Source organism: Actinotignum urinale DSM 15805 (genome assembly GCF_000420445.1).
In the GTDB taxonomy this organism is placed as follows: domain Bacteria; phylum Actinomycetota; class Actinomycetes; order Actinomycetales; family Actinomycetaceae; genus Actinotignum; species Actinotignum urinale.
Map to the genome: position 1 here is coordinate 46923 of NZ_ATUY01000009.1, position 24375 is coordinate 71297.

Below are 24375 nucleotides of genomic sequence, written 5' to 3' on the forward strand. Positions count from 1 at the left end.
ACGCACGGGGGTTAGGGTTTGTGCCCGTACTTCGGGTGACGTACGGAGGTTAGGGTTTGTGCCCGTACTATAGATGCGCAATAGCGACGTGCACAAAATGTTAAAGGAAAGAAGGATTCATGGAGAACACAACGCGATCTGTTGTAGCCAGCCAAGCTCAACGTATCGTCGTAAAAATAGGTTCTTCTTCGTTGACGCGCGAGGATGGTTCGCTCAATCTTGAGGCGATTAACCAATTGACTCGCGCTCTTGCCGATGCACATAACCGTGGTATTGATATTGTGTTGGTCTCCTCCGGAGCTGTAGCTGCGGGGGCCACTCCTCTCAATATGACTCGCCCGAAAACAATGAGCGATAAGCAGGCGGCCGCGATGGTGGGGCAATCCCGGTTGATGGCGGCCTATGAAATTTCTTTCGCCAACTACGGGATTACTGTCGGTCAGGTTCTTTTAACGGTGCCGGATGTCATTCATCGTAAGCATTATGCCAACGCTCAACACGCTTTAAAGACGCTTTTGGGCATGCACGTGATTCCCGTCGTCAATGAAAACGATGCGGTTGTGACCGACGAACTTCGTTTTGGAGATAATGATCGTTTGGCGGCCCTCACCTCTCACCTTATCGATGCGCAGATGCTTGTTTTGTTAACCGACGTGGACGGTTTGTATAGTGCGCCGCCAACTGAGCCGGGCGCGCACCTTATTGAGAAGGTGAGCGGGCTTGAGGATCTTGATGGGTTGTCCATTACAGGACGTGGTTCGAGTGTAGGAACTGGGGGAATGCGGACGAAAGTTGCGGCCGCGGAGCTTGCCGCATCCGGAGGCGTGGGAGTTGTGCTCACGAGTGCAGATAATGTGGAAAAGGCGTTGAACGGTGAACCTGTGGGGACGTGGTTTGTTCCATCGTCACGGCATCCTTCCGCGCGTTCTTTGTGGTTGGAGCATGTTGCTCAGGTTCGAGGCCATGTGACAGTTGATGCCGGAGCGCGTCAGGCATTAACGAAAGCACGTGCCTCCCTGCTTCTTGTGGGCGTTACCGGGGTTGCCGGGCGCTTTGCCGAAGGTGATCTTATTGAAATTAAGGACGAAACGGGCAGAGTTTTTGCCCGCGGACTTTCCGCCTATAACGTCGAAGAATTATTGGGTTTTGTGGGTAGTCCTCGTGCACGCGGTCAACGTCCGGTTGTTCACGCCAATGATATCGTGCGGGTGAGAGTGCATAAAGAAAAATAATATTACTTCACTTTGGTGAATTTTCGGTAAATATTATGCATAAATTTATATAAACTTAATATTTATTCGTTCCATTTTAGTGATACCTTACACTTTGTGTCGTTTTTTGTTGCAGTTTCGGTGACACTAACTTACGGTTGAGTAGTAACGTCAAATTATTCGGCTTGTCTATGGACACTAAAGCTGAAGGATCTAAGGAGAACGTCATGCGCCTGATCGCTCGCACTATGGTTTGTTGTAATTCCATGAGCAGCAAGGGTATGCATCTCTCCTTTGGACATTGTCCATGGCTACATAACAGCGAAACAGCCTAGTCCAGAATCCTTTAGCGAAAACGAGTAATGACATGACAATTCAATTAACAACAATTTCCTGCAAAGCAACAAACGAAGAAATCCTGCGCGACGCAGCGGTAGGACTGGACTTATCCCTCCTCGGAGCACGCACAGAACGTTTCGGAAGTGGCGAAGAACTCTCACGCAAAAGCGCAAATATAGGAATGCTTTTCGCCAGCGCACAAGCTGCCACAACTAATGGAATAGATTTTGTGTGCCTTTCCAAAGATTTTGTCGTCTCGGAAACCGGCAATCCTTCGCTTGACCGCGTCAAAGCCGCTATTGAAATGATAAAGTATGGCGTTTCCCAGATCGCGGTAGTTATTGCGCCTGAAGTTGAGACATTCAACGCAACTTTGGATATGCTTGAGGGCGTCGATTCGAGTCGCATTGTGCTGAGCTTCCCCTTAAGTGGTGAAGAAAAGACCGACGAATTAGATACGTGTATTTCTCGGGCGAAAGAAATGAATGTCCAGCTTCTTGCCCAGGTTGATGCAGAAACTGTTCTCGCTTCGAATCCGGAACGTTTCATTCACATTGGCCCGGATATTCGCATGAACGCACCAACACCGCATCTTGCACGCGAAGCACGTTTTGCACTGCGGGCTGCCGCTCAGGAAAGTGGCCAGGAGCTTCGAGTACTCCTTGACATAGGTGTGATTATTTCAGCAACCCGTCAAGCCGCCAAAGAACGCCTTATTCTCAATGAAACAATTAGCGGGAAAAAGATGTTCTCACGCACAGTTCACGTTATCGGGACAGTATGCGATATAGCCGATGCAACCGAATACTGGTTAGGGCAAGGCGCGGCAGACGGCGTGGTTTATCTTCCCGCATCAGCCGGAACAGATGTGGCATCCCTCGTCAAAGGTGTTATTCCCTTCCTCGTCGGACGTGCAACTGCGTAGATAGAGATTTTCTTGTAGCTGGCGTCGGCATTCAAGCCATGTGAAAAAGAGTCAAGGTGTGGGGCGAAGTTTTCTTCGCCCCACACCTTCGTCGTCGTATATTTATCGTCGGATATATGTAGTGATATTCACCGTATATTTATGCTGAACATTCTGCCGTACACCGGAAAGCAACGGCTATACGCTGTTCAGTAAAGAAAAATTATTTGCCCTGATCCTCAAGTTTTGCGCGAATCTCATCCATATCCAGAGCTTTAACCTGAGTAATCAGATTGTCCAAATCCTTTTTCCTCAAGGCACCCGGCTGGGAAAAGATGCGGATATTATCGCGGAAAACCATGATGGTGGGGATGGACATAATTTGGAAATGACCGGCAAGATCCTGGTTTTCGTCGGTGTTGATTTTCCCGAAGGTAACGTCTGGATTTTCTTCCGAAGCCTTTTCGAAAATGGGCGCGAATCCTCGGCACGGGCCACACCACGGTGCCCAGAAATCAAGAATGGTAATACCTTCAGATACAGCATCATTAAAATTGTCGAGAGTTACTTCTATTGTGGCCATGATGGTCCTTTGTTTGAAAATAATGTCACTTGAGGCAACGCAACTTTCAAGAAGAGTATTCCAAAAGATTCCTAGTAGATTATTCTTAAGGGTATGACTCAACAGGATATTCGATCACAGGTGACGGATATAGCTCGCGCAGCGCGTGCCGCCAGCTCTTCACTTCGCACAGCCTCCACCGCACAAAAGAACGCACTTCTGCAAGAAATCTCTTCCCAGCTTCGCGCAAGCGTTGCCGATATTGTTGCCGCAAACGCCAAAGATGTTGCACGTGGCCGTAACAACGGGATGAATGAAGGACTTATTGATCGCCTCGTTCTTGACGAAGCACGAATTTGCGGGATTGCGGATGCGGTAGACAAAGTTGTTTTCTTGCCCGATCCTGTTGGCGAGGTGGTGCGCGGTAATAATCTTGCAAACGGGATGCGTTTGCGTCAGGTGCGCGTTCCCATGGGTGTTATCGGAATGATTTATGAAGCTCGCCCGAATGTGACGGTTGATGCGGCAACATTAGCAGTGAAAGCTGGTAGTGCAGTGATTCTGCGCGGGGGAAGCGCGGCTCTGGAATCCAATGAGGTTCTTGTGGATATTATGCGAAGAGCTGCGAAAGCTACAGGTTTCCCTGAAAATATTATTCAAAGTATTGATTTTTGTGGGCGTGAAGGAGCCGTCGAATTGATGAAACTACGCGGGTTAATCGACGTTGTTATCCCGCGCGGGGGAGCGGGGCTGATTCAAACTGTTGTGCGTGAATCCCTCGTCCCGGTTATCGAGACGGGTGTAGGGAACTGTCACGTATATATTGACAAGGAAAATAATCCCCAGCAGGCGCTCGATATCGTCGTGAATTCAAAGACACATAGGTGTAGCGTCTGTAACGCAGCTGAGAGCTTACTTGTACACAGGGATATTGCGAGCTCTCAACTTCCAGGGATTCTTCACGCACTGAGCGATGCTGGCGTCACACTCCATGTTGATGAGGAAACGGCCGGGCTTGTGCCCGAGCTGGATACCGTGCCGGCAACCCAAAAAGATTGGGAACGCGAATATTTATCGATGGACATGGCCGTAAAAATTGTGGGTAGCTTGGACGAGGCGATTGAACATATTTCCCGCTACTCTACAGGGCACACTGAGTCCATTTGCTCCACAAATGTTGCCACGATTAACGAATTTACTGCGCGTGTAGACAGTGCGGTCGTTATGGTGAACGCCTCCACACGTTTCACGGATGGTGGAGAATTCGGGCTCGGAGCCGAAATTGGTATTTCTACCCAAAAATTACATGCTCGCGGGCCAATGGCATTAGAAGAAATGACGACGACGATGTGGATCGCGGAGGGGAACGGGCATGTCCGCTAAAGTGATTGTTCCTTCTGAAGATGTTGATACAAGCGTTCAACTACCGGTAAATGTGACAAACCGGCGTCCACGTATTGGTGTGATGGGTGGAACTTTTGACCCGATCCATCACGGGCACCTTGTTGCTGCCTCTGAAGTCCAGCACCTTTTCCATCTGGATGAAGTTATTTTCGTGCCCACGGGAATCTCGTCTTTCAAACAGGATCGCGACGTCACCCTTCCTGAACATAGATATCTTATGGCTGTTATCGCGACGGCATCTAATACGCGATTCAGTGTCTCCCGTGTGGATATTGACCGGCCGGGCGTTACCTACACCGTCGATACGCTCAAAGATTTGAGCAGAATGCATCCAGAAGCTGAGCTGTTCTTCATTACTGGAGCCGATGTGCTTCCGCAAATATTGAGCTGGAAGGATTCGGGTGATTTGTGGGAGTTAGCGACTTTTATTGGGGTGACACGGCCGGGGCACGCTATTGATGTGTCGAGTTTACCCAAGGGAACAACGAAAATAGTTGAGGTTCCCGCGATGGCAATTTCCTCGACGGATATTAGGGAACGTGTTTTGCGTGGTGCACCCATTTGGTATTTAGTGCCGGATGATGTGGTTCAACACATTAGAAAATATGGACTTTATGATGTTTCCGGAAAAATAGGTAAACTAGAGAAATAACATATGCTACGAGAGGTAATCGAATGAGTGAGGGTCGCCGTTTAACACGCCAAGAAATGCGTGAACGCGGATTGCTTCGTGCAATTCCACGTGATGAAGCTGCCCCTATAGATGAGTTACGTGAAACTCGCGATATTCCCATTACTAGAGCACACCGTCGTGCTCTTGAAACCGATGGCGAGAAAGATAACGCTCAAAATAATCAAGAGGTTCAGAGCGCTCGTGAGGCAGGCACTGGGCAAACTCAAGGAAGTTTTCATCGTGCAGTGGCGCCGGCCAAAGATCCAGTGGATCATTCGACACAGAGCGTTGAACCTGAGGTAGCTATATCGAAACCGGAAGAACAGGGCGCCGGTGTATCGTCGCCACAGGTTGAACAGACTGTAACTCCTGAGCCAGAACCGCGACGTTCGCGACGTTTTTGGGGCAGGAGACATGCTGAACCTTCCGAGACTGCGCCAGCAGAATCGGCACCTGCAGTTGTAGAAACCGCGTCCGTATCTGAACCGCTACCTGCGCCTGCGCCGGTAGAGTCCGCGCCTGTGGCACAACCAGAACCCGTCAACAGCAGAGTTAGTGTTTTTGATCGATTCGATGCCAGCACAACCGTTATTGACGATAACTCATCGTATTCAGTTCAGCGGTCGGCACCATCGACCTCAACGGCGTCAAGTGCGCAATCCTCGGTTTCCGCTGTTTCTGCGCAGTCGGCTCCATCAGCGCAATCAACCCAAGAATTCGCACCGTCTGCACAGTCTGCACAGTCCGCAACGAACGTCGCATCTGTTCCGCAGCAGATTCTCGACACTGAAACAGCACCCCCGGCACCTGGCGATACAGATCATGATAATGATGCCAACGACGAGGATGTATCAACGTCCTTACGCGAACGTTTGCTGGCACGCACGCAACATGATGATTTACGTTCTACTGCGAATAGTGTGGCTCAGAGCGAAGATAGCGAGCATAGTGCTGATGAAGAGGATGCTATAAAATCTTCGGTCACCATCGACCATGTTGAACATATTGATGAGCCTTTAGATGAACCGGGTTCGCGCAAGTGGGGGTGGCCATTGTTTATGGTTCTCCTTATTGTATGCTCGATCGGCGCGGGGCTCCTTCTCGGTGTTGGAATTATTCGTTTGCGTGGCGCCGATGCAGGAATTGATACAACGCAGGTGTGGGCTTCAGTTCACACAACAATTCAACAGATCAAGGAGATTGCGTGAGCGCATCAGCTGAATCAATCGAGTTAACCCACATTGCGGCCTCGGCCGCTGCAGATAAGAAAGCAACCTTTATTCAAGCGCTTGACGTGTCGGAGCGTTTCGCAATTTCTGACGTGTTCCTAATTGCGTCGGGGAGCGCGGAACCGCAGGTAAAAGCCATTGTTGACGAGATTGAAGACAAGCTGAGTGAGGCTGGGGCAACGCTATTGCGACGCGAGGGTATGAACGCGGAGTTGCGTTGGGTTCTTCTTGATTACGGCGAGCTTATTGTTCACGTTCAGCGCGACGAGGATCGCGACGAATATGCGCTAGCACGTTTATGGGGAGATTGTCCGGTTATTGATCTGCAGTTAGATGGCGAGGTGTAGAATGCCTGCCGATTATCTGATTTTATGGCGTCATGGGCAAACGGATTTTAATAAGCAAATGCGAATCCAGGGCGCTACGGATATTCCTTTGAACGATTTGGGATTGCGACAGGCGCGGGAAAGCGCGCAAAGTATTGTGGCTAAGGAGCCAACCCGGATTATTTCATCCCCTCTCTCTAGGGCTTTAACGACGGCTCAGTGCCTTGCAACAGAGGTCGGGCTTGATGTGACAACGGATGAACGGCTGGTTGAACGCCGATTTGGTGAATTTGAAGGGAAAACTCGCGCCGAAATCGAGGTGGAATTCCCCGGTGAATTTATTCATTGGCAGCGTCACGGCATGGTTCACGGTATTGGTATGGAAACTCGTGAATCCGTAGGGGAGAGGTTTGCTCAAGCGGTTGGCGAGGCAAGTGATGCAATGGACGGGGGGAAACTCGTCGTTGTTGCACACGGAGCCGCCATTGCTTGTGGTGTTTCGCACCTTTTAGGATTGTACGGTTCCTGGGGTGGGGTGCGAGGATTGGATAATTGCCATTACGCGATTCTTCAACGTTGCCACTCAGGAAACCCTGATTGGCGGATAGAAGCCTATAACCTTTACTAGTGTCGATAATTAGTACTCGATTACTACCGTCGATTATTAGTGTCGAGGTACTGTGTGTCACTTTTGTTCCAAAAATACGACACAGTTACGCGAAAAATTCAAAAAAGAGTAAAATTACCAGTGTTTTTCTTTACTGAAAATGACCATTTGACTCAAGTCTTGAAGGTGTCGTTGCAAAACCCCTTTAATTCGACCAAGAACTAAGAAGGGATGGAAAAATGGTCAACATTGGTACGACTCTAGTATCTCCGATTACCGCAGGTAGTTTTTCAGACTATTTTGAGAAAATTAATGCAGATATCTCATCAGTGCTTAACTGGGCCTATGATGCATCTATCGTGTGGGTTCTCATTGTGCTTCTTCTTGCCACGGGAATTTACTTCACAATCCGCTCCAGGTTTATGCAGGTGCGTTTATTCGGGCATATGTTCAAAGTTATTACGGATTCCCGCAGTGGCGCGAAAGGCGGAATTAGTTCCTTCCAGGCCTTCGCCATTGGTTTGGCAGACCGTGTAGGAACAGGTTCCATTGCTGGTGTTGCTTTAGCCGTGGTGGCTGGTGGGCCTGGTGCCGTGTTCTGGATGTGGATTGTCGCCCTTGTTGGTATGGTGACGGCTTTTGTTGAAGCAACTCTTGCCCAGATTTTCAAAGTTCGTAACGGCGACGGAACCTTCCGCGGTGGCCCAGCTTTCTATATTCTTCGTGGTTTAAACTCCAGAAAATGGGGGGCGGTTTTCGCTATTCTTCTTATTTTTGCCTATGGTTTCAGCTTCGAAATGATTCAATCCAACTCCATTAGCCAGTTGGCAGAAGTTTCCTTTGGCGCCCCAACATGGGTTACAGCAGTTATTTTGACCATTATGACTCTTCCCTTGGTTCTTGGTGGAATGCGCAAGATTGCCGTCATGTCAGAATATTTGGCACCCATTATGGCGCTCGTTTACGTGGTAATGGGACTTCTTGTTATGGCGATTAATTTCCATAATATTCCTCACGTTTTCAGTGAAATTTTCACCGGAGCATTCGGCGGAGGAACATATGTTCCGCCTGCAGTTGCCGGTGCAACAGGCGCATTCATTGCAGCTCTCACCACGGGTATTAAGCGTGGTTTGTTCACAAATGAAGCTGGTATGGGTTCAGCTCCTAACGCGGCCGCAACCGCAACGGTTGATCACCCAGTGACTCAGGGTATGATTCAAGCGCTCGGCGTTTTCGTTGATACCATGTTGGTCTGCACATCAACAGCTTTCATTATCCTTATGTCTGGCCCGTTCTGGAATCCGAATCGCTCAGCAAAACAGGATGGTACGGCGCTAACAAGTCTGTCCTTAGTGGAGACTCTTGGCAGTAGTCCCACAACACACACCATTGTTTCCGTTATTGTGTTGGTTTTGATGATTTGCTTCGGATATACGACGATTTTAGGTAACTTTACCTACGCGGAAACAAATTATCGTTACCTTGCCGGGTTGAAAAAGTCGGTGTTGCCTTTGAAACTCCTCGTTATTTTTTCAACCTTCCTTGGCGCAGTCCTTCCGCTTCCTTCCGTGTGGTCTATTGCGGATTGGGCAACAGCGCTCATGACAATCGTGAATCTCGGAGCTATTTTGCTCCTAGGCAAGTGGGCGTTCGGCGCCCTGCGTGATTATGAGGCGCAACGATCTAAGGGTGAAACACCAATATTCTGCTCGGTGAATAACCCGCATCTTCCGGGAGAGCTTCCTACCGACGTGTGGGATGTTCCCGGCGGACACCATGAATCGTGGAATGAAGAAAATGCCACGAACCAAACCGAAAAGTTTGACGCGGAAAAATAAAAAACCGTGCCGTAACATTACACTCGGGTGAACACTCAAACGTAGACGAAGCGATGTGCTTGCCTACTTCACCCACCCCGGCTCTAGTAACGGATCAACCGAAGCGCTCAACGAGAGACTAGAGCACCTCAGAGGCATCGCCCTAGGATTCACCAATCTCGACAACTACATCACCCGAAGCCTGCTACACGCAGGAGGACTCACACAAACCCTACAAGCCAAAATGTGAAGAGTCGCATAAGCGCGGGCTAATGCTCGGTTAAGTAAGCATTAGCCCGCGCTTGCGCTCAGTAATGGCAAGCGCTGAACTAGGTCAGCGGTTATGCCAGCCCTACTTATCTTTCAGCGCAGCTTTTGCGGCGGCGAAACGTGCAATGGGGACGCGGAAAGGTGAGCAGGATACGTAGTTCAGCCCCGCCGAGTGGAAGAATTCAATGGACGCCGGGTCGCCGCCGTGTTCACCACATACGCCACACTTGAGGTGCGGAGTCGTGGAGCGCCCGCGCTCAACGCCCATACTCACCAGCTGACCAACGCCGTCGACATCAATCGACGCGAAGGGATTATGCGGCAAAATATCCTCGGCTTCGTAGGCGGCAAGGAAGCCATTTTCAGCGTCATCTCGACTAATACCCAACGTTGTTTGCGTCAAATCATTCGTGCCGAAGCTGAAGAAATCGGCGTGGTGGGCAATGCGGTCGGCAAGAAGAGCTGCGCGAGGAAGCTCAATCATGGTTCCGATTGTGTAGTCCAAACGCTTACCTGCACGCTCAAATTCTTCTTCAACAGTGGATTTCACAATTTCACGCTGCTGTAAGATTTCTTCTTCTAGGCTCACTAGCGGAATCATAATCTCGACGCCAACGGTTTGCCCAACGCGTTCCAAAACGGCAAGCGCTGCGCGAATAATTGCGCGTGTCTGCATCGCCGGAATTTCGGGGTGAAGCATGGCGAGGCGGCAACCACGAGTCCCCAACATCGGGTTTTGTTCGTGAAGTTTCTTCACCTGGGCGAGAGTTGCACGTGCTTCTTTCAGTGCGTCCTCGCTACCACCAGTCAGTTCAAGTTCCTGCACCTTTAATGCCTGGTCCACATAATTCGGGAGGAATTCGTGAAGTGGCGGATCGAGGAGTCGAACCGTCACCGGCAAGCCCTTCATCGCCGTGAAAATTGCTTCAAAATCGGCCTGTTGCATAGGCAGAATCTTCGCCAACGCAGCTTCGCGTTCTTCCGAAGTCTCCGCCAAAATCATTTCTCGCACGGCCGGCAAGCGATCCGCAGCCATAAACATGTGCTCGGTACGGCACAAGCCAATACCTTCAGCCCCGAGTTTCCGCGCATTCTCGGCATCCGGCCCATTATCGGCGTTAGCACGAACACCGAGCGCTCGCACCTCATCGGCCCACTGAACAACATGCTCAAAATCTTCGTTAATCTGTGGCGGAATGAGTTTAAGTGCCTCTCCAAAGACTTCTCCCGTCGAACCATTGAGAGTAATAAGGTCGCCCTCAACAAATGTTCGATCCCCAATGGTGAGAGTTTTCCCTTGCGTATCTAGTTTGATCGCGGTTGCCCCCGATACGCAGGGTTTTCCGAATCCGCGTGCAACAACGGCGGCGTGGCTCGTCATACCGCCGTGGGCCGTGAGCACGCCTTGAGCCGCAAGAACGCCGTGAATATCGTCGGGTGTTGTTTCGTATCGAACCAACACAACATTTTTCCCTTCGGCACCCGCAGCCGCCGCGGTATCGGCGTCGAAAACAAGCGAGCCGACGGCCGCGCCGGGGGATGCAGGCAAACCTTTCGTTATAGGTTCGACGGTGTTGGATGGATCGACGCCAGGGTGCAGGAGCTGATCTAGCTGTGCCGGTTCAATCCTCTCAAGGGCTTCTTCTTTTGTAATAAGGCCTTCTTCAACCATGTCGGCCGCGATTTTCAGCGCTGCTGGCGCGGTTCGCTTCCCGTTACGTGTTTGGAGCATAAAGAGTTTGCCGTTTTCAATCGTGAATTCCAAGTCCTGCATGTCGCGATAATGTGTTTCCAGGTGTTGCATGGTTTCCAGGAGTTCGCGGTAGGCTTCAGGCAAAATTGCTTCCAGATCTGGCAGGCGTTGCGGGGTTCGTATTCCTGCAACAACGTCCTCACCTTGAGCGTTAATAAGGAATTCGCCGAAGAGCCCTTTTTCGCCCGTGGAGGGGTTACGAGTGAAGCACACACCTGTTGCGGATGTATCTCCGTGGTTGCCAAAAACCATTTGCATAATATTGACGGCTGTTCCGAGGTCGCGCGAAATACCGTTGACTTTCCTGTAAATATCTGCACGTGGGTTGTTCCAACTGCGGAAAACCGCGCTAATTGCGTGAGAAAGTTGTTCGCGCGGATCCAGCGTCCACACGTTCCCTAGATAATCTTTAGATATTTTTTTGAATTGTACGACGAGTTCTTTCAAATCCTCAGCGGTAAGGTCCGTATCTAGGGTAACGCCACGTGCTTTTTTCATTTCTTTGATGGCGTCTTCATACATGTGTGCGGGTACCCCTTCAACAACGTCCCCATACATTTGGATAAAACGACGGTAGCAGTCATAGGCGAAGCGTTCGTTTCCGGATTCTTCAGCGATAGTGCGCACGGTGTCGTCGGTTATCCCAAGGTTGAGGATTGTGTCCATCATTCCCGGCATAGATACGACGGCACCGGAACGTATCGATACAAGTAGTGGGGAATCGGAGCTGCCGAGTTTATGGCCGGTGCGTTCTTCGAGCCTGGCAAGTGCTGCATCAACTTGTTCATTCAGTTTTTCTGGCCATTTGCCGTCGTTATTCATGGCTTCGACGCAGGCTTGTGTTGTGACGGTGAATCCGTCTGGTACGGGGAAACCTAAACGCATCATTTCTGCTAGATTTGCGCCTTTACCGCCAAGGATACTGCGCATGGAGGCGTTGCCTTCGGAAAAATCGTATATATATGTGTTGGCCACCGTTTACTCTCCTTTGAATAGTGGTGTGCGCTGGGAGGTGCGCACGTCTAGTTAACCGGGCTGAGCAGTACGTTGGTCAGCCCGGTTAACTACAGCACATGAATGTGTCGTATGTTATATGAAGATTAGTCTACTGCGTTTGCCTCTCGCACGTGAGCCCCGCGGAGCGTTTTTCCCAAATGTGTAAAAACCAGTCGTTATAAGTGTTGATGTTTGAGAGTTTTGCGCGGGAGCGATGGTTGTTAATATTGCCGGACGTATTGAATTACCCACTGCTGTTTTTCTCTGAATTGTTGAGTTGCCAAGCTATTTCCCCTTGTCGCTGTCATAAAAAATGTGATGTTAGTCAATAAATACTGACTAAGAAGAGTGAAAACCGAGGGAAGGTTTGCACGTCTTTTGTTTAGAAGCTAAACAAAACTGCCGAATGCCGCGACTTTAAGGGTCGTCGCACGTAGATTTTCTACGCACAACGCTCGGCTCAAGGGTTGTTTGCCATTCTTGACACCCGTATATTTACATGTTAGTTTTTCTATTGAACAAAGTCGGGCAGTTACCCAACATCATTCACACGCAACGCAAAGGAGCGAAAAATCATGCGCAAACCCACCAAAGAAGATCGTTTTTCCTTTGGTATCTGGACAGCCGGCTGGACCGGAACAGATCCCTTCGGCACAGACACCCGCACATCCCTAGAACCCTGGGATTATGCCGAAAAATTCGCTGAGCTCGGAGCCTGGGGGATTACCTTCCACGACAACGACGTATTCCCCTTCAACGCAACACCAGCAGAACAAGATCGTCGAGTAGGCAAACTCGTTGAGGTCTGCAAAGCAAACGACCTCGTTATCGAAATGGTCACCACCAACACCTTCTCCCACCCGATTTTCAAAGATGGTGGACTCACCAACAACGATCGCAGCATCCGTCGCTTCGGATTGAAGAAAATCCTCAACGCCGTCGATATTGCCGCCGAAGTCGGCGCCACAACCTTCGTTATGTGGGGTGGGCGTGAAGGCGCAGAATACGATTCCTCCAAGGATCTCAGCGCCGCATTCGACCGCTACAAGGAAGGCCTCGACACCGTCGCCGGATATATTAAGGAAAAAGGCTACAACCTCAAGATCGGTTTGGAGCCCAAGCCCAACGAACCCCGCGGCGACATTTTCCTCCCCACCGTCGGCCACGCCCTCGGACTCATCGCCCAGCTTGAACACGGCGACATCGTCGGCCTCAACCCAGAAACCGGCCACGAACAAATGGCGAACCTCAACTACACCCACGGCATCGCCCAGGCGCTCAACCACGGCAAACTCTTCCATATCGACTTGAACGGCCAGTCCGGCATCAAGTACGACCAGGACAAAGCCTTTGGACACGGCGATCTCGCCTCCGCATTCTTCACCGTCGACCTTCTTGTCAACGGCTTCCCCGGAGGCGGAAACCGCTACGAAGGCCCAATCCACTTCGACTACAAGCCCTCACGTACAGAAGGCATGCAGGGCGTATGGGATTCTGCAGCCGCGAATATGGAAATGTACCTCATGCTCGCCGAGAAAGCAAAGGCATTCCGTGCAGATCCTCGCACCCAGGAACTCATGGAAGAAGCTTCAATTCTCGAACTCGCCGTGCCAACCATGGCGCCCGGCGAAACAATTGAGGACCTGCGCAAGGAAGCTGATATCGATCCCGAAGAAGTCGCAAAGCGCGAATACCGCTTCGTTGAACTGTATCAGCACGCCATGCGCCACCTGATTGGTTAATTCTTCATCTATATATGTACGACGGCGTTGCGAACGTAGTCCACTACCTCTGCTGAAGAAACGTCTCTACTATGTTGTGTTTCCCTTCCATGTTTCCACAATCTAGCTAGACATTCAGCATCAGCCACACAGGACGTCGCATCGTCGTCGTACAACTACCAGGTGTGGCACGTTAAACGTTACCTGCGCGTCACACGTGCCACACAATAAAACGATTCTCTCAGGGACCTTTCGAGGCTCCCTTAGAAAAGTGCGTCAAAAAACGTCAAGGTGTTCATACAACGAAGCGTGAGCGCTAACAAATTTTCATTTTTAACAGAGCAAGGAGGCTCCTGTGAAAAAATCTCTCCGTTTAACATTCGCCCTACTCCTCAGCCTGTTACTCGTCGTCGCAACAGTAACGGGTTGCTCCTCTGTCCGCGCACGCGATAGGGCAGGAGGAGGCGGAAAAGGCAGTGGAAAAGTCGGTATTTCTATGCCGTCGAAATCCTTGGAACGCTGGGCACGCGACGGCGACTACCTCAGAAAAGTTCTCAAAGAGAAAGGCTACACCACCTCCATGCAGTATGCAGACAACAAGGTGGAACAGCAAATCTCCCAGATTCAAAACATGATCAATGAAGGGCCGGAAGTCATTATTGTGGCATCCATTGACGGTTCCGCACTCGGCCCGGTACTCAGCCAGGCAAAACAAGCGGGCATCAAAGTTATTGCCTATGACCGTTTGATTCGCGATACCGATGCGATCAGCTACTATGTGACCTTCGATAACTACAAGGTTGGGCAGGCACAGGGCCAATATATTGAAAAGGCTCTTGGCCTCAAGGAAGGAAAAGGCCCGTTCAACTTCGAGCCGTTCTCCGGTTCCCCGGACGATAATAACGCGCGCTACTTCTTCGAAGGCGCATGGGACGTGCTCAAACCCTATATCGATAAGGGGCAGTTGAAAGTTCCGTCGAACAAGATGCCGAAGTCTGTTAACGGCTGGCAGTCCATTGGTATTCAGGCATGGATGGGGCCGGCCGCCCAGTCCGAAATGGAAACACGCCTCAACTCCTTCTATCGCGGAGGCACAAAGGTGAATGCGATTCTCGCTCCGAATGACGCTCTGGCGCTCGGCATTACGCAAGCCTTGAAAGCCGATGGCTACACGCAAAATGATTGGCCGGTACTCACCGGGCAGGATGCAGATCAGGCAAATGTTACGAATATTATGCAGAGCTTCCAGTCCATGACCGTCTGGAAAGACACCCGCAAACTCGCCGACCAAGCCGCGAAAATGACAGACCAAATCATTAAGAAGCAAAAAGTGGAAGTTAATGACGAAAAAAGCTACAACAACGGTGTTTTCGTCGTACCAACATTCCTTCTTGAACCGGTTGTTATTACGAAAGACAACGCCAAAGAAAAGCTCGTTGACTCCGGCTACTATTCCGCTGGCGATATCGGAATCAAATAATCCTAGGGATAGTTAGGAGGACAATGTGAACGATACAAACCTGCTTCACATGAAGCATATTGTCAAAGAGTTTACCGGCGTGCGCGCCCTGGATGACGTGAATCTCCAGATCGCCAAGGGAGAAGTTCACGCCATTTGTGGCGAAAACGGTGCCGGAAAATCAACGCTAATGAAAGTGCTCTCAGGTGTGTGGCCAAGTGGAACATACGAGGGTGAGATTATTTTCGAAGGCAAAAAATGCGAATTCAAGAATATTAAAGATTCTGAAAAGGTTGGGATCGTTATTATTCATCAGGAATTAGCGCTCTCGCCCTTCCTGTCCGTGGCGGAAAATATTTTCCTTGGATCGGAAATTGCGAAGGGTGGCGTGATTGACTGGCATGAAACACATCGCAGGACGCGTGAGCTTCTGGACGAAGTGGGGCTGGACGTGGATCCACGAACCATTGTTTCTGACCTCGGTGTGGGCAAACAGCAACTTGTGGAAATCGCCAAGGCGCTCTCCAAAGACGTGAAACTGCTTATTCTCGACGAACCCACGGCCGCCTTGAACGACGACGATTCCGCGCACCTTCTCGATCTGATGCGTAGGCTTCAAGCGCGAGGCGTATCCCAGGTCATTATTTCGCACAAGCTCAACGAAATCTCGGATATTTCTGACCGCGTGACGATTATTCGCGACGGGCACACAATCGGGACATGGAATATGAAGGGCGAGGACGCGATCAGCCAGCAGGATATTATCCGGCACATGGTTGGCCGAGAACTCTCCAATCTTTTCCCGGAACACGTTCCGAATAAGGGTGGCGAGGTTCTTCTTGAGGTGAAGGATTGGACGGTTCACCATCCAATCGATAAGGAACGCCAGGTTGTTAAGCAGGCAAATCTCACGGTTCGCAAGGGTGAAATTGTGGGAATTGCGGGGCTGATGGGTGCCGGGCGAACCGAGCTTGCAATGAGCATGTTTGGCCACAGTTACGGGGTCAATATTAGTGGCTCGGTGTATATGCACGGCAAGAAAAAAGACACGTCCACCGTCCGCAAAGCGGTGAAGGCTGGCCTCGCCTACGTTCCCGAGGATCGCAAAGGCGTGGGGCTCAATCTTATTCAAGACGTCCAAACGAACACGACAGCAGCCGGGCTAGCACGCCTCGTCCGCGCTGGCGTCGTCAATGAACACGAAGAAGTGAAAGTGGTTAACACGTACCGCAAGGATCTTCGTATCAAAACCCGCGATAACAAAACGATCGTGGGAACACTCTCAGGTGGAAATCAACAAAAGGTTGTGTTGGCGAAGTGGATGTACACCGAACCCGAACTTCTCATACTTGATGAACCCACACGTGGCATTGATGTTGGTGCAAAATACGAAATTTACCAGATCATCAATAGCCTGGCAGATTCCGGTAAAGGCGTGCTCGTCATTTCCTCAGAGCTCCCCGAAATTCTCGGTATTTGCGACCGTATCTACACCTTAAATGAAGGACGAATGACCGGCTGTTTCGACCGCGCGGACGCAACACAGGAAAGCCTTATGGAATACATGGCCGGCGATGCTAAGAAGGAAGTGGCATGATGAACAACGTAAAAGAGAAAGAAACGCCAAAGGTTTCCCCGGGCAAACATCAGGCGAAAGAAAAGGCACAACAGAGTCTTTTCGCGAAGGTTAATCTTCGGCAGTACGGTATCCTGGCGGCGCTGATTATTATTGTGGCATTCTTCCAGGTTGTCACGAAGGGCCTGCTTTTGGCGCCAAACAATGTTGCGAGCCTTATCCAGCAAAATGCGTACGTGTTGATCTTGGCAATCGGCATGACGATTGTCATTATTGCGCGACATATCGATTTGTCTGTTGGTTCGGTTGTTGCCTTTGTGGGTGGTGTTGTTGCAATCTGCATGTCCGATTACAACTTATCGTGGCCGGTTGCGGTTGTTGTGGGTCTTGTTTTGGGAATCATTATTGGTTGCTGGCAGGGCTTCTGGGTGGCGTATGTGGGAATTCCCGCGTTTATTGTCACCCTGGGTGGAATGTTGATTTTCCGCGGTTTAGCAATCGTTCTCGTAGAAAAAACGATTTCCGGGCTTCCTGCCGGTTTCGTGAAAATTACGAACGGGAACCTTCCGCATTTCATCGGTTACCTCCACGATTCTGACGCCGTGACCCTCTGGATTGGTGGTTTGGCGATTGCCGGCTTGCTCTACTCCGGTGTGCGTAAGCGCATGGCTACTTCCCGCGCCGGCCGCGACGTAGAATCCATGGTTTCCTTCGTTATCCGCAACGCACTGTTCGCAATCGGTATCGGTGCAGTCACCTTCATCCTGTCTCTGTCCTCCGGTGGAACGCCGATCATCCTCATTATCGTCGGCATTCTCATTATGATCTACAGCTTCATTTTGAACCGCACGGTCTTTGGACGTCACGTCTACGCGGTGGGTGGAAATATTGATGCGGCTCGACTTTCCGGCGTGAATACAAAGAAAACTGACTTCCTCGTATTCGTCAATATGGGACTCCTTTCCGCTCTTGCGGGTATTGTGACGGCTTCTCGCGCAGGTGCTGCTGTTGCAACCGCGGGTACGAGCTACGAAATGGACGCAATTGCCGCTGCTTTCATCGGTGGCGTTGCTGTGACGGGTGGTCGCGGGCGACTCTCCGGCGCGGTGATTGGTGCGTTTATTATGGGCGTTCTTAATATGGGCCTGTCTATTTTGAATGTCGATAGCGCCTGGCAGCAGTCAATTAAGGGCCTTGTGGTTCTGTTGGCGGTTGGCCTCGATGTTCTATCGAACCGTCGCAAGTAGTGGGGAAGTGAGAAGTTTGTGCGGCGTAGGCCTTAAGCGACGTGTATTTAGGGCCGAGGATGAGTGCTTTGCACAGCTTCTCGAAAAGCCCATTTTCTACAGTATTCCTCATGATGTAGTGTAGGTACGACGACGAGGGGGGATTCCCATACGGGAGTCCCCCCTTGAGTTGTGTGAAGAATTGGTACGTGTTGCGGTTTCTTTTCAGGGTTTTTGTTGGGCTTGGCGACGTTTGCAGTATTTTTGATTGGCGTTGTATGTGTATTACAGAGTGTTGTGGATAAAGCCACGAAAAAGTGAAGTCGGCTAGTCCTGGTACGTGTGTTACAGAGACTAGCCGACCGCAACAAGCACGTTATCGTCGTGCAATTCCTTACCTATGAGCTTGGGTGCCCTCATAATGGCCGGTTTACGAGCGTGGCAGCAGACAATTCCTTATGTGTTCTTACGTGTGTGGTAGGTTTCAGCAATTTTCGTATGCATTCTTGCCTATGTGGCAATTCCTTACGTAAGCGGTTTGCGGTAGAGAACTAGGAGTGGAAAAGCTGAGCGGTGATATTCGCGTAGCGTTCCCAGCTGGGGTTGGGTTCTTGGGGTGTAATGCGTCGAATAATACGTGGCTCCCATTCGCCACCTTCGGATGTTGCGCCGAGAACGCGAGCTGCCTGGCGTGCCGCGCCTTTGGCTACGTATTCTCCGGGTTGAGGAACCTCAAGCGGGATGTCGAGAATATCCGCCATAATATGTGTGAGTGCCAGAGATTGAGCTGCTCCGCCAATAAGCAGTGCGCTATCCACCGTAATTCCTGCCTGGCGAATCGTTTCGAGCGCGCCACGCATGAGGCAGGCTAGGCCTTCATATGCGAGGCGAGCAAAATTTTCCCGGGTCATGGATGAAGGGGTCATGCCGTGAATACTTGCGTTGGCGTGGGGGAGATTCGGGGTGCGTTCCCCGCCGAAGTAGGGGACAAGAACCATTCCGCCCGCTCCCGGCTCAGCCATGCTGGCGAGTTTCCCAAGCTCTTCAAAGCTCACGCCTAAGAGTTCGCAGAAATAATTTTGTATAAGAGATCCGTTGAGCGTGCATGCCAGCGGGAGCCATTCCCCATTTGCGTCTGAAAAGCCCGTGATTCCCGATTTTGCGTCCTGCACCGGGTGGGGAGAAATCGCAGCAACAACACCGGAAGTTCCAATTGACAGCGTTGCTTGCCCATGTTTGAGGTTCAGCCCCAGTGTTGCGCCCGCGTTATCTCCCGCTCCTGGGCCGATAATGGCCGTTCCCCACTGTTCGCCCAGCACACCAATTTTTTCATAGGGGGCGACGATTTTCGGGAAAATAATGGAGCGCGCTTTATCTTCGGAGATGCGCAGGGCTGCGGCGATAATGTCGTAACGGTAAGCGTCTGTTTCGCAATCAACGTATCCTGTTCCGGAAGCGTCGCTACGGTCGGTTGCGAGGTCGCGAAGGTCTGTGGAGGAGGAGATTTTCCAGCTGAGCCAATCGTGAGGGAGGCATACTGCAGCGATTTTGTCGACGTTTTCCGGTTCGTTATCTGCGAGCCACCGTAGTTTTGTGACGGTTAGAGATGCGACGGGGACAGAGCCCACGCTCTTCGCCCAAAAATCTTCGCCAAATTCGCTAATGAGTTCGCGTGCGGCTGTGGCGGATTTTGTGTCATTCCAGAGCTGTGCAGGGCGAATTACAGCGCCTTGTGCATCGAGGAGGACACAACCGTGTTGCTGGCCTGCAACAGAGATTGCTTCAACGTCGTCAATGCCACCAATGCTAGTGACGGCTTCTTCGAAAGCCGTGTACCAGGCGTGTGGATGAACTTCGGTTCCTTCCGGGTGTGGGGCGCGTCCTTCGCGCAGTGTTGCCCCTGTTTCCGTGTCGATTACAAGAATTTTGGTGGACTGAGTTGATGAGTCTACACCAGCTACTATTGCCATATTAACGATTCTCCTCGGCCGCATTGCCTTTGTTTAGAAACAAAACTAACTGTTTTTTTGCGCAAAGTCAAGGGAAAAAAGCATTTGACATGCGCCACAAACGTTGGTGCAGTTTTCCGATTTCTTTAAAAAAGATATAATAACTAGTTAGCGTCGTAAATCTAACTCCTAGCCACAACGAAGGACTTCATTCATGAAAGCTCGGAAAGATTCCACCTCGATTCGCCAAGAAAATATCGGCTTGGTTTTGGGAGCTATTCTTCAGGAGCACGAAGGCATTTCCCGCGCAGACATCTCAAAAACAACAGGCCTTACCCGCGCTACCGTCTCACGGCTCGTTGAAGAACTGCTAGACGCCCAAATACTCGAAGAACTCGCACCCGTTTACCCGCCCACCGGCCGCCCGGCTCTGCCCCTCGTCGTAAAAAAGGGAAAACAATGCGCCATCGGTGTGGAAATCAACCTGGAATACGTCGCCGTTCAAATCATCGACATTGCGGGAAACACCCTTTTCGAGGACAAGAAAACCGTTGATTTGCGCAACTCCGAACCCGAAACGGTCCTTCGCAAACTCTCCGCAACCATCGAAAGTTACCTAACCAACACGGATCTGGACATACTATCCGTCGTCTTGTGCATCCCGGGCCTCGTTGCGGAAGACGCACAAACCATCCTCACCGCACCCAACCTCGGCTGGCACAACGTCCACCCCATCGCGCACCTTTCCTTCCCAGGTTTCGAGGAAAACCGGTGCTTTGTTATGAACGAAGCCGACGCGGCCGCCTACGCATTCCTCTACGCCAGGCCCGGAGTCCTTACCGGCATGAAAAATTTCCTCTACCTTTCTGCGGAAGTCGGTGTAGGTGCGGCTATCGTCGTCAACGGACGTGTATTTACAGGTTCGCGCGGGTGGGCTGGGGAGATCGGGCATATATGCGTGAACCTCACTGGTCCGCAATGCCGATGCGGTTCGAACGGCTGTTTGGAGCAGTACGTTGGGTTCGACGCCCTCGTATCGCGCGCGCAACTCCCGCACGGAACAGATATGGAAACACTGTGCCGAATGTTCGACGATAGGCACGATAGCGTCCGACGAGCTATTGACGAAGGGGCGCTTGCATTGGGGAGCACAATCGCCAATGTTCTCAATCTTCTTGACCTGGACACAGTTATTTTGGGTGGCAATTTTGCGAAACTGTACAGCCGCATGGAGATTGTGCTCAAATCCGAAATAGAATACCGCGCATTGGGGCGCAGGTGGGCGAACGTCACACTAGAGACAAGTACCTACGCGCATTACGGGGCAACTCGGGGCGGATGTATGCGTGCATTAAGCTCAATTCTTGAAAATCCGGCACGTTGGGACGCCAACGGTATTCCTATTTCCTTCCCCTAGGCTTTAGACTTTTCCTGTAGCTTTAGAACGTAGTTCTTACAAGTGTTGTAGTGCTTAATGTGCATTGTTATGGCATGTGGAGCGCTGGGTTGTGAATGGGGTTTCTATCGTGTTCACAGCGGCGAGTTCATTCCCTGCTCCCGCATGTGGAGCGGTTCTCGGCATGTGGTGCGTTGCGTTGTAGCGCGAGAGCTCGTTCTTAAGCGCACAATAGAAATGTTTCACGACACAAAGTTGTGTTGACAAACCAAAGTCAGGTAAGCCGATGAGCTCCCATAACATAGCGTATTCCGTTTCGGGTACGCCCACGAGTGGTTGTATCGTTGCCCTTCACGGGGTAACCGATAACGGCGCATCGTTAAGCGACATTGCCACCCATTACAATACGTCCTGGAAAGTATTTCTTCTCGATTCTCTCGGGCACGGATTGTCTTCCCACTTCAACCCCGAAGATTTAACGTCTCCTTTTGAGGCGGTTCTTCAAGCTATGCACCCGCGAATATTGGATTGTGCCCGTAGCGCGCCGAATCGCAAAATAGTTCTCATGGGGCATTCCATGGGTGGCGCCATTTCAGCATATTTTGCCCGCAATTATCCCGAGCTTGTGGAATGTCTTATTCTTGAAGATCCCGCACTCCTGACACCCGAACAGGCAAAGCTTTACGCCAGTGTCGCATCCGAATTAGTGAGTCATCTAGAAAAAGTCACATCGAATATTGGCGAAGCCATCGTGACGCTCATGAAAACCTACAAGACGTGGCCACATTCCGAATACGGACCGTGGGCACAGGGTAAAACCCAGGTGGATCGCGCTTTTGTTGCAACCGGACGTGTGGGTGTCGTGGGACGTGATGTCCTGGCGCAGTTGCGCGTCCCCACGCTTATTGTGACGGGTGACCAGGCGGACGTGTTGTTCGGCCAAGCCGGATGCGAAGAAGTTGAAGCCCTCGGCAATCCGTATTTACACACCGCATTAATTCCCGACGCCACACATACAGTTCGCCGCGACCAAAGCGCACAGTTCTATGCTATTGTGGACCGTTTTATCGACGAAAACCGCAACGCCACGAACAGCGAACCCTATATCGCATCAGAACTACGAGACGTTATCGCAGCAACACCCGTTCAAACCACAGATGATGTCCAGAAAATGCGGGAAGGTGGCGAGGAATTACTCGCCAACGTCACGGCAGCGCCCGGAATCCACGTGGAAACCGTTGATATTGGGCGGGAATACCCCTGCGAGCTTCGCCTTTTGGCGGAGGAAGGGAAAGATCCGAGCTGCGTCGTCGTATCTATTCACGGAGGCGGATATGTTGCCGGAAAGGCATCTTACGACGATCCGTACAACAGTATTTTGACCGGGGTTTTTGGTGGGGCGCTCGTCGCTTCACCCGATTACGGTTTGGCGCCGGAGCATCCCTTCCCAGAGGGAGCCGAGGATTGCGTTGAGGCAATTCTGTACGTGAAGAAGCGTTTCCCGGATTTGCCGCTCTACGTCTACGGCGATTCCGCGGGGGCGGGGCTAGCGCGCCAGGCTACCGAAATCTTGGCTCGGCGTGGAATAGAGGTGGGGATTCGACGGCTGATTTTGCTCGAACCCTGCCTGGAAAACACTATGGATACCCTGTCGTTTAGCACCTTCGCGGACGGCCCGATTTGGACAAAAGAGGCGTCAACACATGCGTGGGAGCACTATCTTTTGGGGGAGCATCATGGTGCGGGTGCGTGTTGTGGTGGGAACGATGAAGCGGAACGCCACGATACGTGTTGTGGCGATAAAGATTCCGATGCTGAACGCGGTGGCGAGAGGTGTTGTTCAACGGGTGGTGCCACAATCCCGTATGTTCCCAGCAGGGAAGTCATGGAAAAGATGCCACCAACAATGATTATCGTTAATCCCAATGATCCTTTGCGCGACGAAGGTATGCGACTAGCTGTCGATTTGGCTGATGCCGGCGTTCCGGTGGAACTTCATATGCTTGCCGGAACATTCCACGGGGCGCTTACGCTTCAGGGGACTCGCACATGGAGGGCGGTTCGTGCTTTAATTGAAAGTTTTATCGCTGCAGATTTTTCGTAATGTCACGCAAAGAGTTTTTTTAGATAAGCGCTATGCAAAGAGGGTTTCTTTACATGGTCGCCTCGGAACCCTCCAACAGCTCGCCATCGGTGTGGGTATTTCGGCGCCTTCATCAGCAACTTCATTTTCGTAAAAATCACCGGAGGCGCCAACGAAGTCGCCTGGTTCGGACTCCACACATGGCGCTGAATGTTCATTACTGAAGTTGTTCCCGCGATCCTCTACGGTTTCTTTGTCCTGTTCTTGCCGGAGTCGCCCAGGTATTTGGTCCAGATTGGAAAGTACGAGGAGGCAGAAACTGTTCTCCGAAGCGTCGGAACAACAATAGAACTCAAGCTCATGATTGAGGATATTAAGGCTTCCTTGTCCGACCACAAGCCGAGGTTCTCGGACTTGCTGGATTCCAAAACGCGGGTTGAAGCCTGTTGTGTGGGTTGCTTTGGCCTTCGCGTTCCTCATTCAAATGACAGGCATTAATAATGTGTTGCTCTATGCAACAGATCTGTGGACAACCGTCGGTTTCGAGGGAGATTTGACTGTCTTTATTCCCGTTCTCACCTCGATTATCGGCATTATTATGACGCTCATTGGCATGTCTGTTATTGATAAGGTCGGCCGGCGGCCTCTGCTTTTGTGGGGCGCAGTCGGAATGTTTCGGGTAATCTACCCCAAGAATCTTGGACAGCGAAAGTGACGGCTTTCTTAGGGTGCATTATCGAATACCGCGATCTAGATACCTTAATACCTTGCCCAAGCTTAGCCGCGTATAACATCGAGCTTTTTCACATTGAGCCATTGCCACTAGGCTTATCACTAGGTGAAACAGGGTGAGCAATAACCATAAGAGTTTCGG

At 51.0% G+C, this 24375-nt stretch carries 19 protein-coding genes and 1 pseudogene; 17 read left to right on the forward strand and 3 right to left on the reverse strand.

All coding sequences use genetic code 11. The annotated features are described in order from the left end of the window. Window positions 1-119: 119 nt before the first annotated feature. Both proB and G445_RS0106940 read left to right on the forward strand, forming a co-directional pair. On the forward strand, window positions 120-1232 hold the full coding sequence (proB, locus tag G445_RS0106935) for a glutamate 5-kinase (RefSeq protein WP_022866820.1): 1113 nt from the start codon (window positions 120-122) through the stop codon (window positions 1230-1232). A 346-nt stretch (window positions 1233-1578) separates the two neighbouring features. Further along, window positions 1579-2475 (forward strand): hypothetical protein, encoded by an 897-nt coding sequence (locus G445_RS0106940; protein WP_022866821.1) that lies wholly within the window; start codon window positions 1579-1581, stop codon window positions 2473-2475. A 202-nt stretch (window positions 2476-2677) separates the two neighbouring features. On the opposite strand, the gene trxA is transcribed toward G445_RS0106940, so the two are convergent. After that, on the reverse strand, window positions 2678-3037 hold the full coding sequence (gene trxA / locus G445_RS0106945) for a thioredoxin (RefSeq protein WP_022866822.1): 360 nt from the start codon (window positions 3035-3037) through the stop codon (window positions 2678-2680). 93 nt (window positions 3038-3130) lie between these two features. On the opposite strand from trxA, the gene G445_RS0106950 reads away from it, so the two are divergent. From G445_RS0106950 to G445_RS11230, 7 genes and pseudogenes are all read left to right on the forward strand, one after another. Further along, on the forward strand, window positions 3131-4399 hold the full coding sequence (locus G445_RS0106950) for a glutamate-5-semialdehyde dehydrogenase (protein ID WP_022866823.1): 1269 nt from the start codon (window positions 3131-3133) through the stop codon (window positions 4397-4399). Beyond that, window positions 4389-5072 carry a nicotinate-nucleotide adenylyltransferase gene (gene nadD, locus G445_RS10215; protein ID WP_022866824.1) on the forward strand — a complete coding sequence of 228 codons (684 nt, stop codon included), beginning with the start codon at window positions 4389-4391 and terminating at the stop codon, window positions 5070-5072. The genes G445_RS0106950 and nadD overlap by 11 nt, the downstream gene beginning before the upstream one ends. A gap of 23 nt (window positions 5073-5095) precedes the next feature. Beyond that, the gene (locus G445_RS0106960; protein ID WP_022866825.1) at window positions 5096-6301 is read left to right on the forward strand and encodes a hypothetical protein; all 1206 of its coding nucleotides are present in this window, start codon (window positions 5096-5098) and stop codon (window positions 6299-6301) included. Next, window positions 6298-6669: a ribosome silencing factor gene (rsfS, locus tag G445_RS0106965; RefSeq protein WP_022866826.1), complete on the forward strand. Its 372-nt coding sequence runs from the start codon at window positions 6298-6300 to the stop codon at window positions 6667-6669. The genes G445_RS0106960 and rsfS overlap by 4 nt, the downstream gene beginning before the upstream one ends. 1 nt (window position 6670) lies before the next feature. Continuing rightward, window positions 6671-7276, forward strand: a complete 606-nt coding sequence (locus G445_RS0106970; protein WP_022866827.1) for a histidine phosphatase family protein — start codon at window positions 6671-6673, stop codon at window positions 7274-7276. 218 nt (window positions 7277-7494) lie between these two features. Continuing rightward, window positions 7495-9093, forward strand: a complete 1599-nt coding sequence (locus tag G445_RS10220; protein ID WP_022866828.1) for an alanine/glycine:cation symporter family protein — start codon at window positions 7495-7497, stop codon at window positions 9091-9093. 31 nt (window positions 9094-9124) lie between these two features. Further along, a pseudogene (locus G445_RS11230) lies at window positions 9125-9322 on the forward strand (transposase); the annotation flags it as partial. Window positions 9323-9424: 102 nt separating this feature from the next. Here the strand turns inward: G445_RS11230 and ppdK are convergent. Then, window positions 9425-12070 carry a pyruvate, phosphate dikinase gene (ppdK, locus tag G445_RS0106985; protein WP_022866829.1) on the reverse strand — a complete coding sequence of 882 codons (2646 nt, stop codon included), beginning with the start codon at window positions 12068-12070 and terminating at the stop codon, window positions 9425-9427. A gap of 596 nt (window positions 12071-12666) precedes the next feature. Between ppdK and xylA the strand changes: the two genes are divergently transcribed. The 4 genes from xylA (at window position 12667) to mmsB (ending at window position 18094) form a co-directional block, all read left to right on the forward strand. Next, window positions 12667-13833, forward strand: a complete 1167-nt coding sequence (gene xylA, locus G445_RS0106990) for a xylose isomerase (RefSeq protein ID WP_022866830.1) — start codon at window positions 12667-12669, stop codon at window positions 13831-13833. 334 nt (window positions 13834-14167) lie between these two features. Further along, window positions 14168-15292: a multiple monosaccharide ABC transporter substrate-binding protein gene (gene chvE / locus G445_RS0106995; RefSeq protein ID WP_022866831.1), complete on the forward strand. Its 1125-nt coding sequence runs from the start codon at window positions 14168-14170 to the stop codon at window positions 15290-15292. A gap of 49 nt (window positions 15293-15341) precedes the next feature. Continuing rightward, window positions 15342-16868, forward strand: coding sequence for a multiple monosaccharide ABC transporter ATP-binding protein (mmsA, locus tag G445_RS0107000; RefSeq protein WP_040430877.1), 1527 nt, complete (start codon window positions 15342-15344; stop codon window positions 16866-16868). Beyond that, entirely contained in the window at window positions 16865-18094 is a 1230-nt protein-coding gene (gene mmsB / locus G445_RS10225; protein WP_022866833.1) for a multiple monosaccharide ABC transporter permease, read from the forward strand. The genes mmsA and mmsB overlap by 4 nt, the downstream gene beginning before the upstream one ends. Window positions 18095-18624: 530 nt before the next feature. Here mmsB and G445_RS0107010 read toward each other — a convergent pair. After that, complete coding sequence (locus tag G445_RS0107010) at window positions 18625-20043, reverse strand: xylulokinase (RefSeq protein WP_022866834.1); 1419 nt, start codon at window positions 20041-20043, stop codon at window positions 18625-18627. Between the two features lie 193 nt (window positions 20044-20236). On the opposite strand from G445_RS0107010, the gene G445_RS10945 reads away from it, so the two are divergent. From G445_RS10945 to G445_RS11975, 4 genes are all read left to right on the forward strand, one after another. Next, window positions 20237-21439: an ROK family transcriptional regulator gene (locus G445_RS10945; RefSeq protein ID WP_022866835.1), complete on the forward strand. Its 1203-nt coding sequence runs from the start codon at window positions 20237-20239 to the stop codon at window positions 21437-21439. A 265-nt stretch (window positions 21440-21704) separates the two neighbouring features. Then, entirely contained in the window at window positions 21705-23522 is a 1818-nt protein-coding gene (locus G445_RS0107020) for an alpha/beta hydrolase (RefSeq protein ID WP_022866836.1), read from the forward strand. 189 nt (window positions 23523-23711) lie between these two features. Beyond that, entirely contained in the window at window positions 23712-23999 is a 288-nt protein-coding gene (locus G445_RS11970; RefSeq protein WP_026421028.1) for an MFS transporter, read from the forward strand. Continuing rightward, window positions 23986-24216: an MFS transporter gene (locus G445_RS11975; RefSeq protein ID WP_026421029.1), complete on the forward strand. Its 231-nt coding sequence runs from the start codon at window positions 23986-23988 to the stop codon at window positions 24214-24216. Before G445_RS11970 ends, G445_RS11975 begins: the two co-directional genes overlap by 14 nt. Window positions 24217-24375 lie beyond the last annotated feature (159 nt).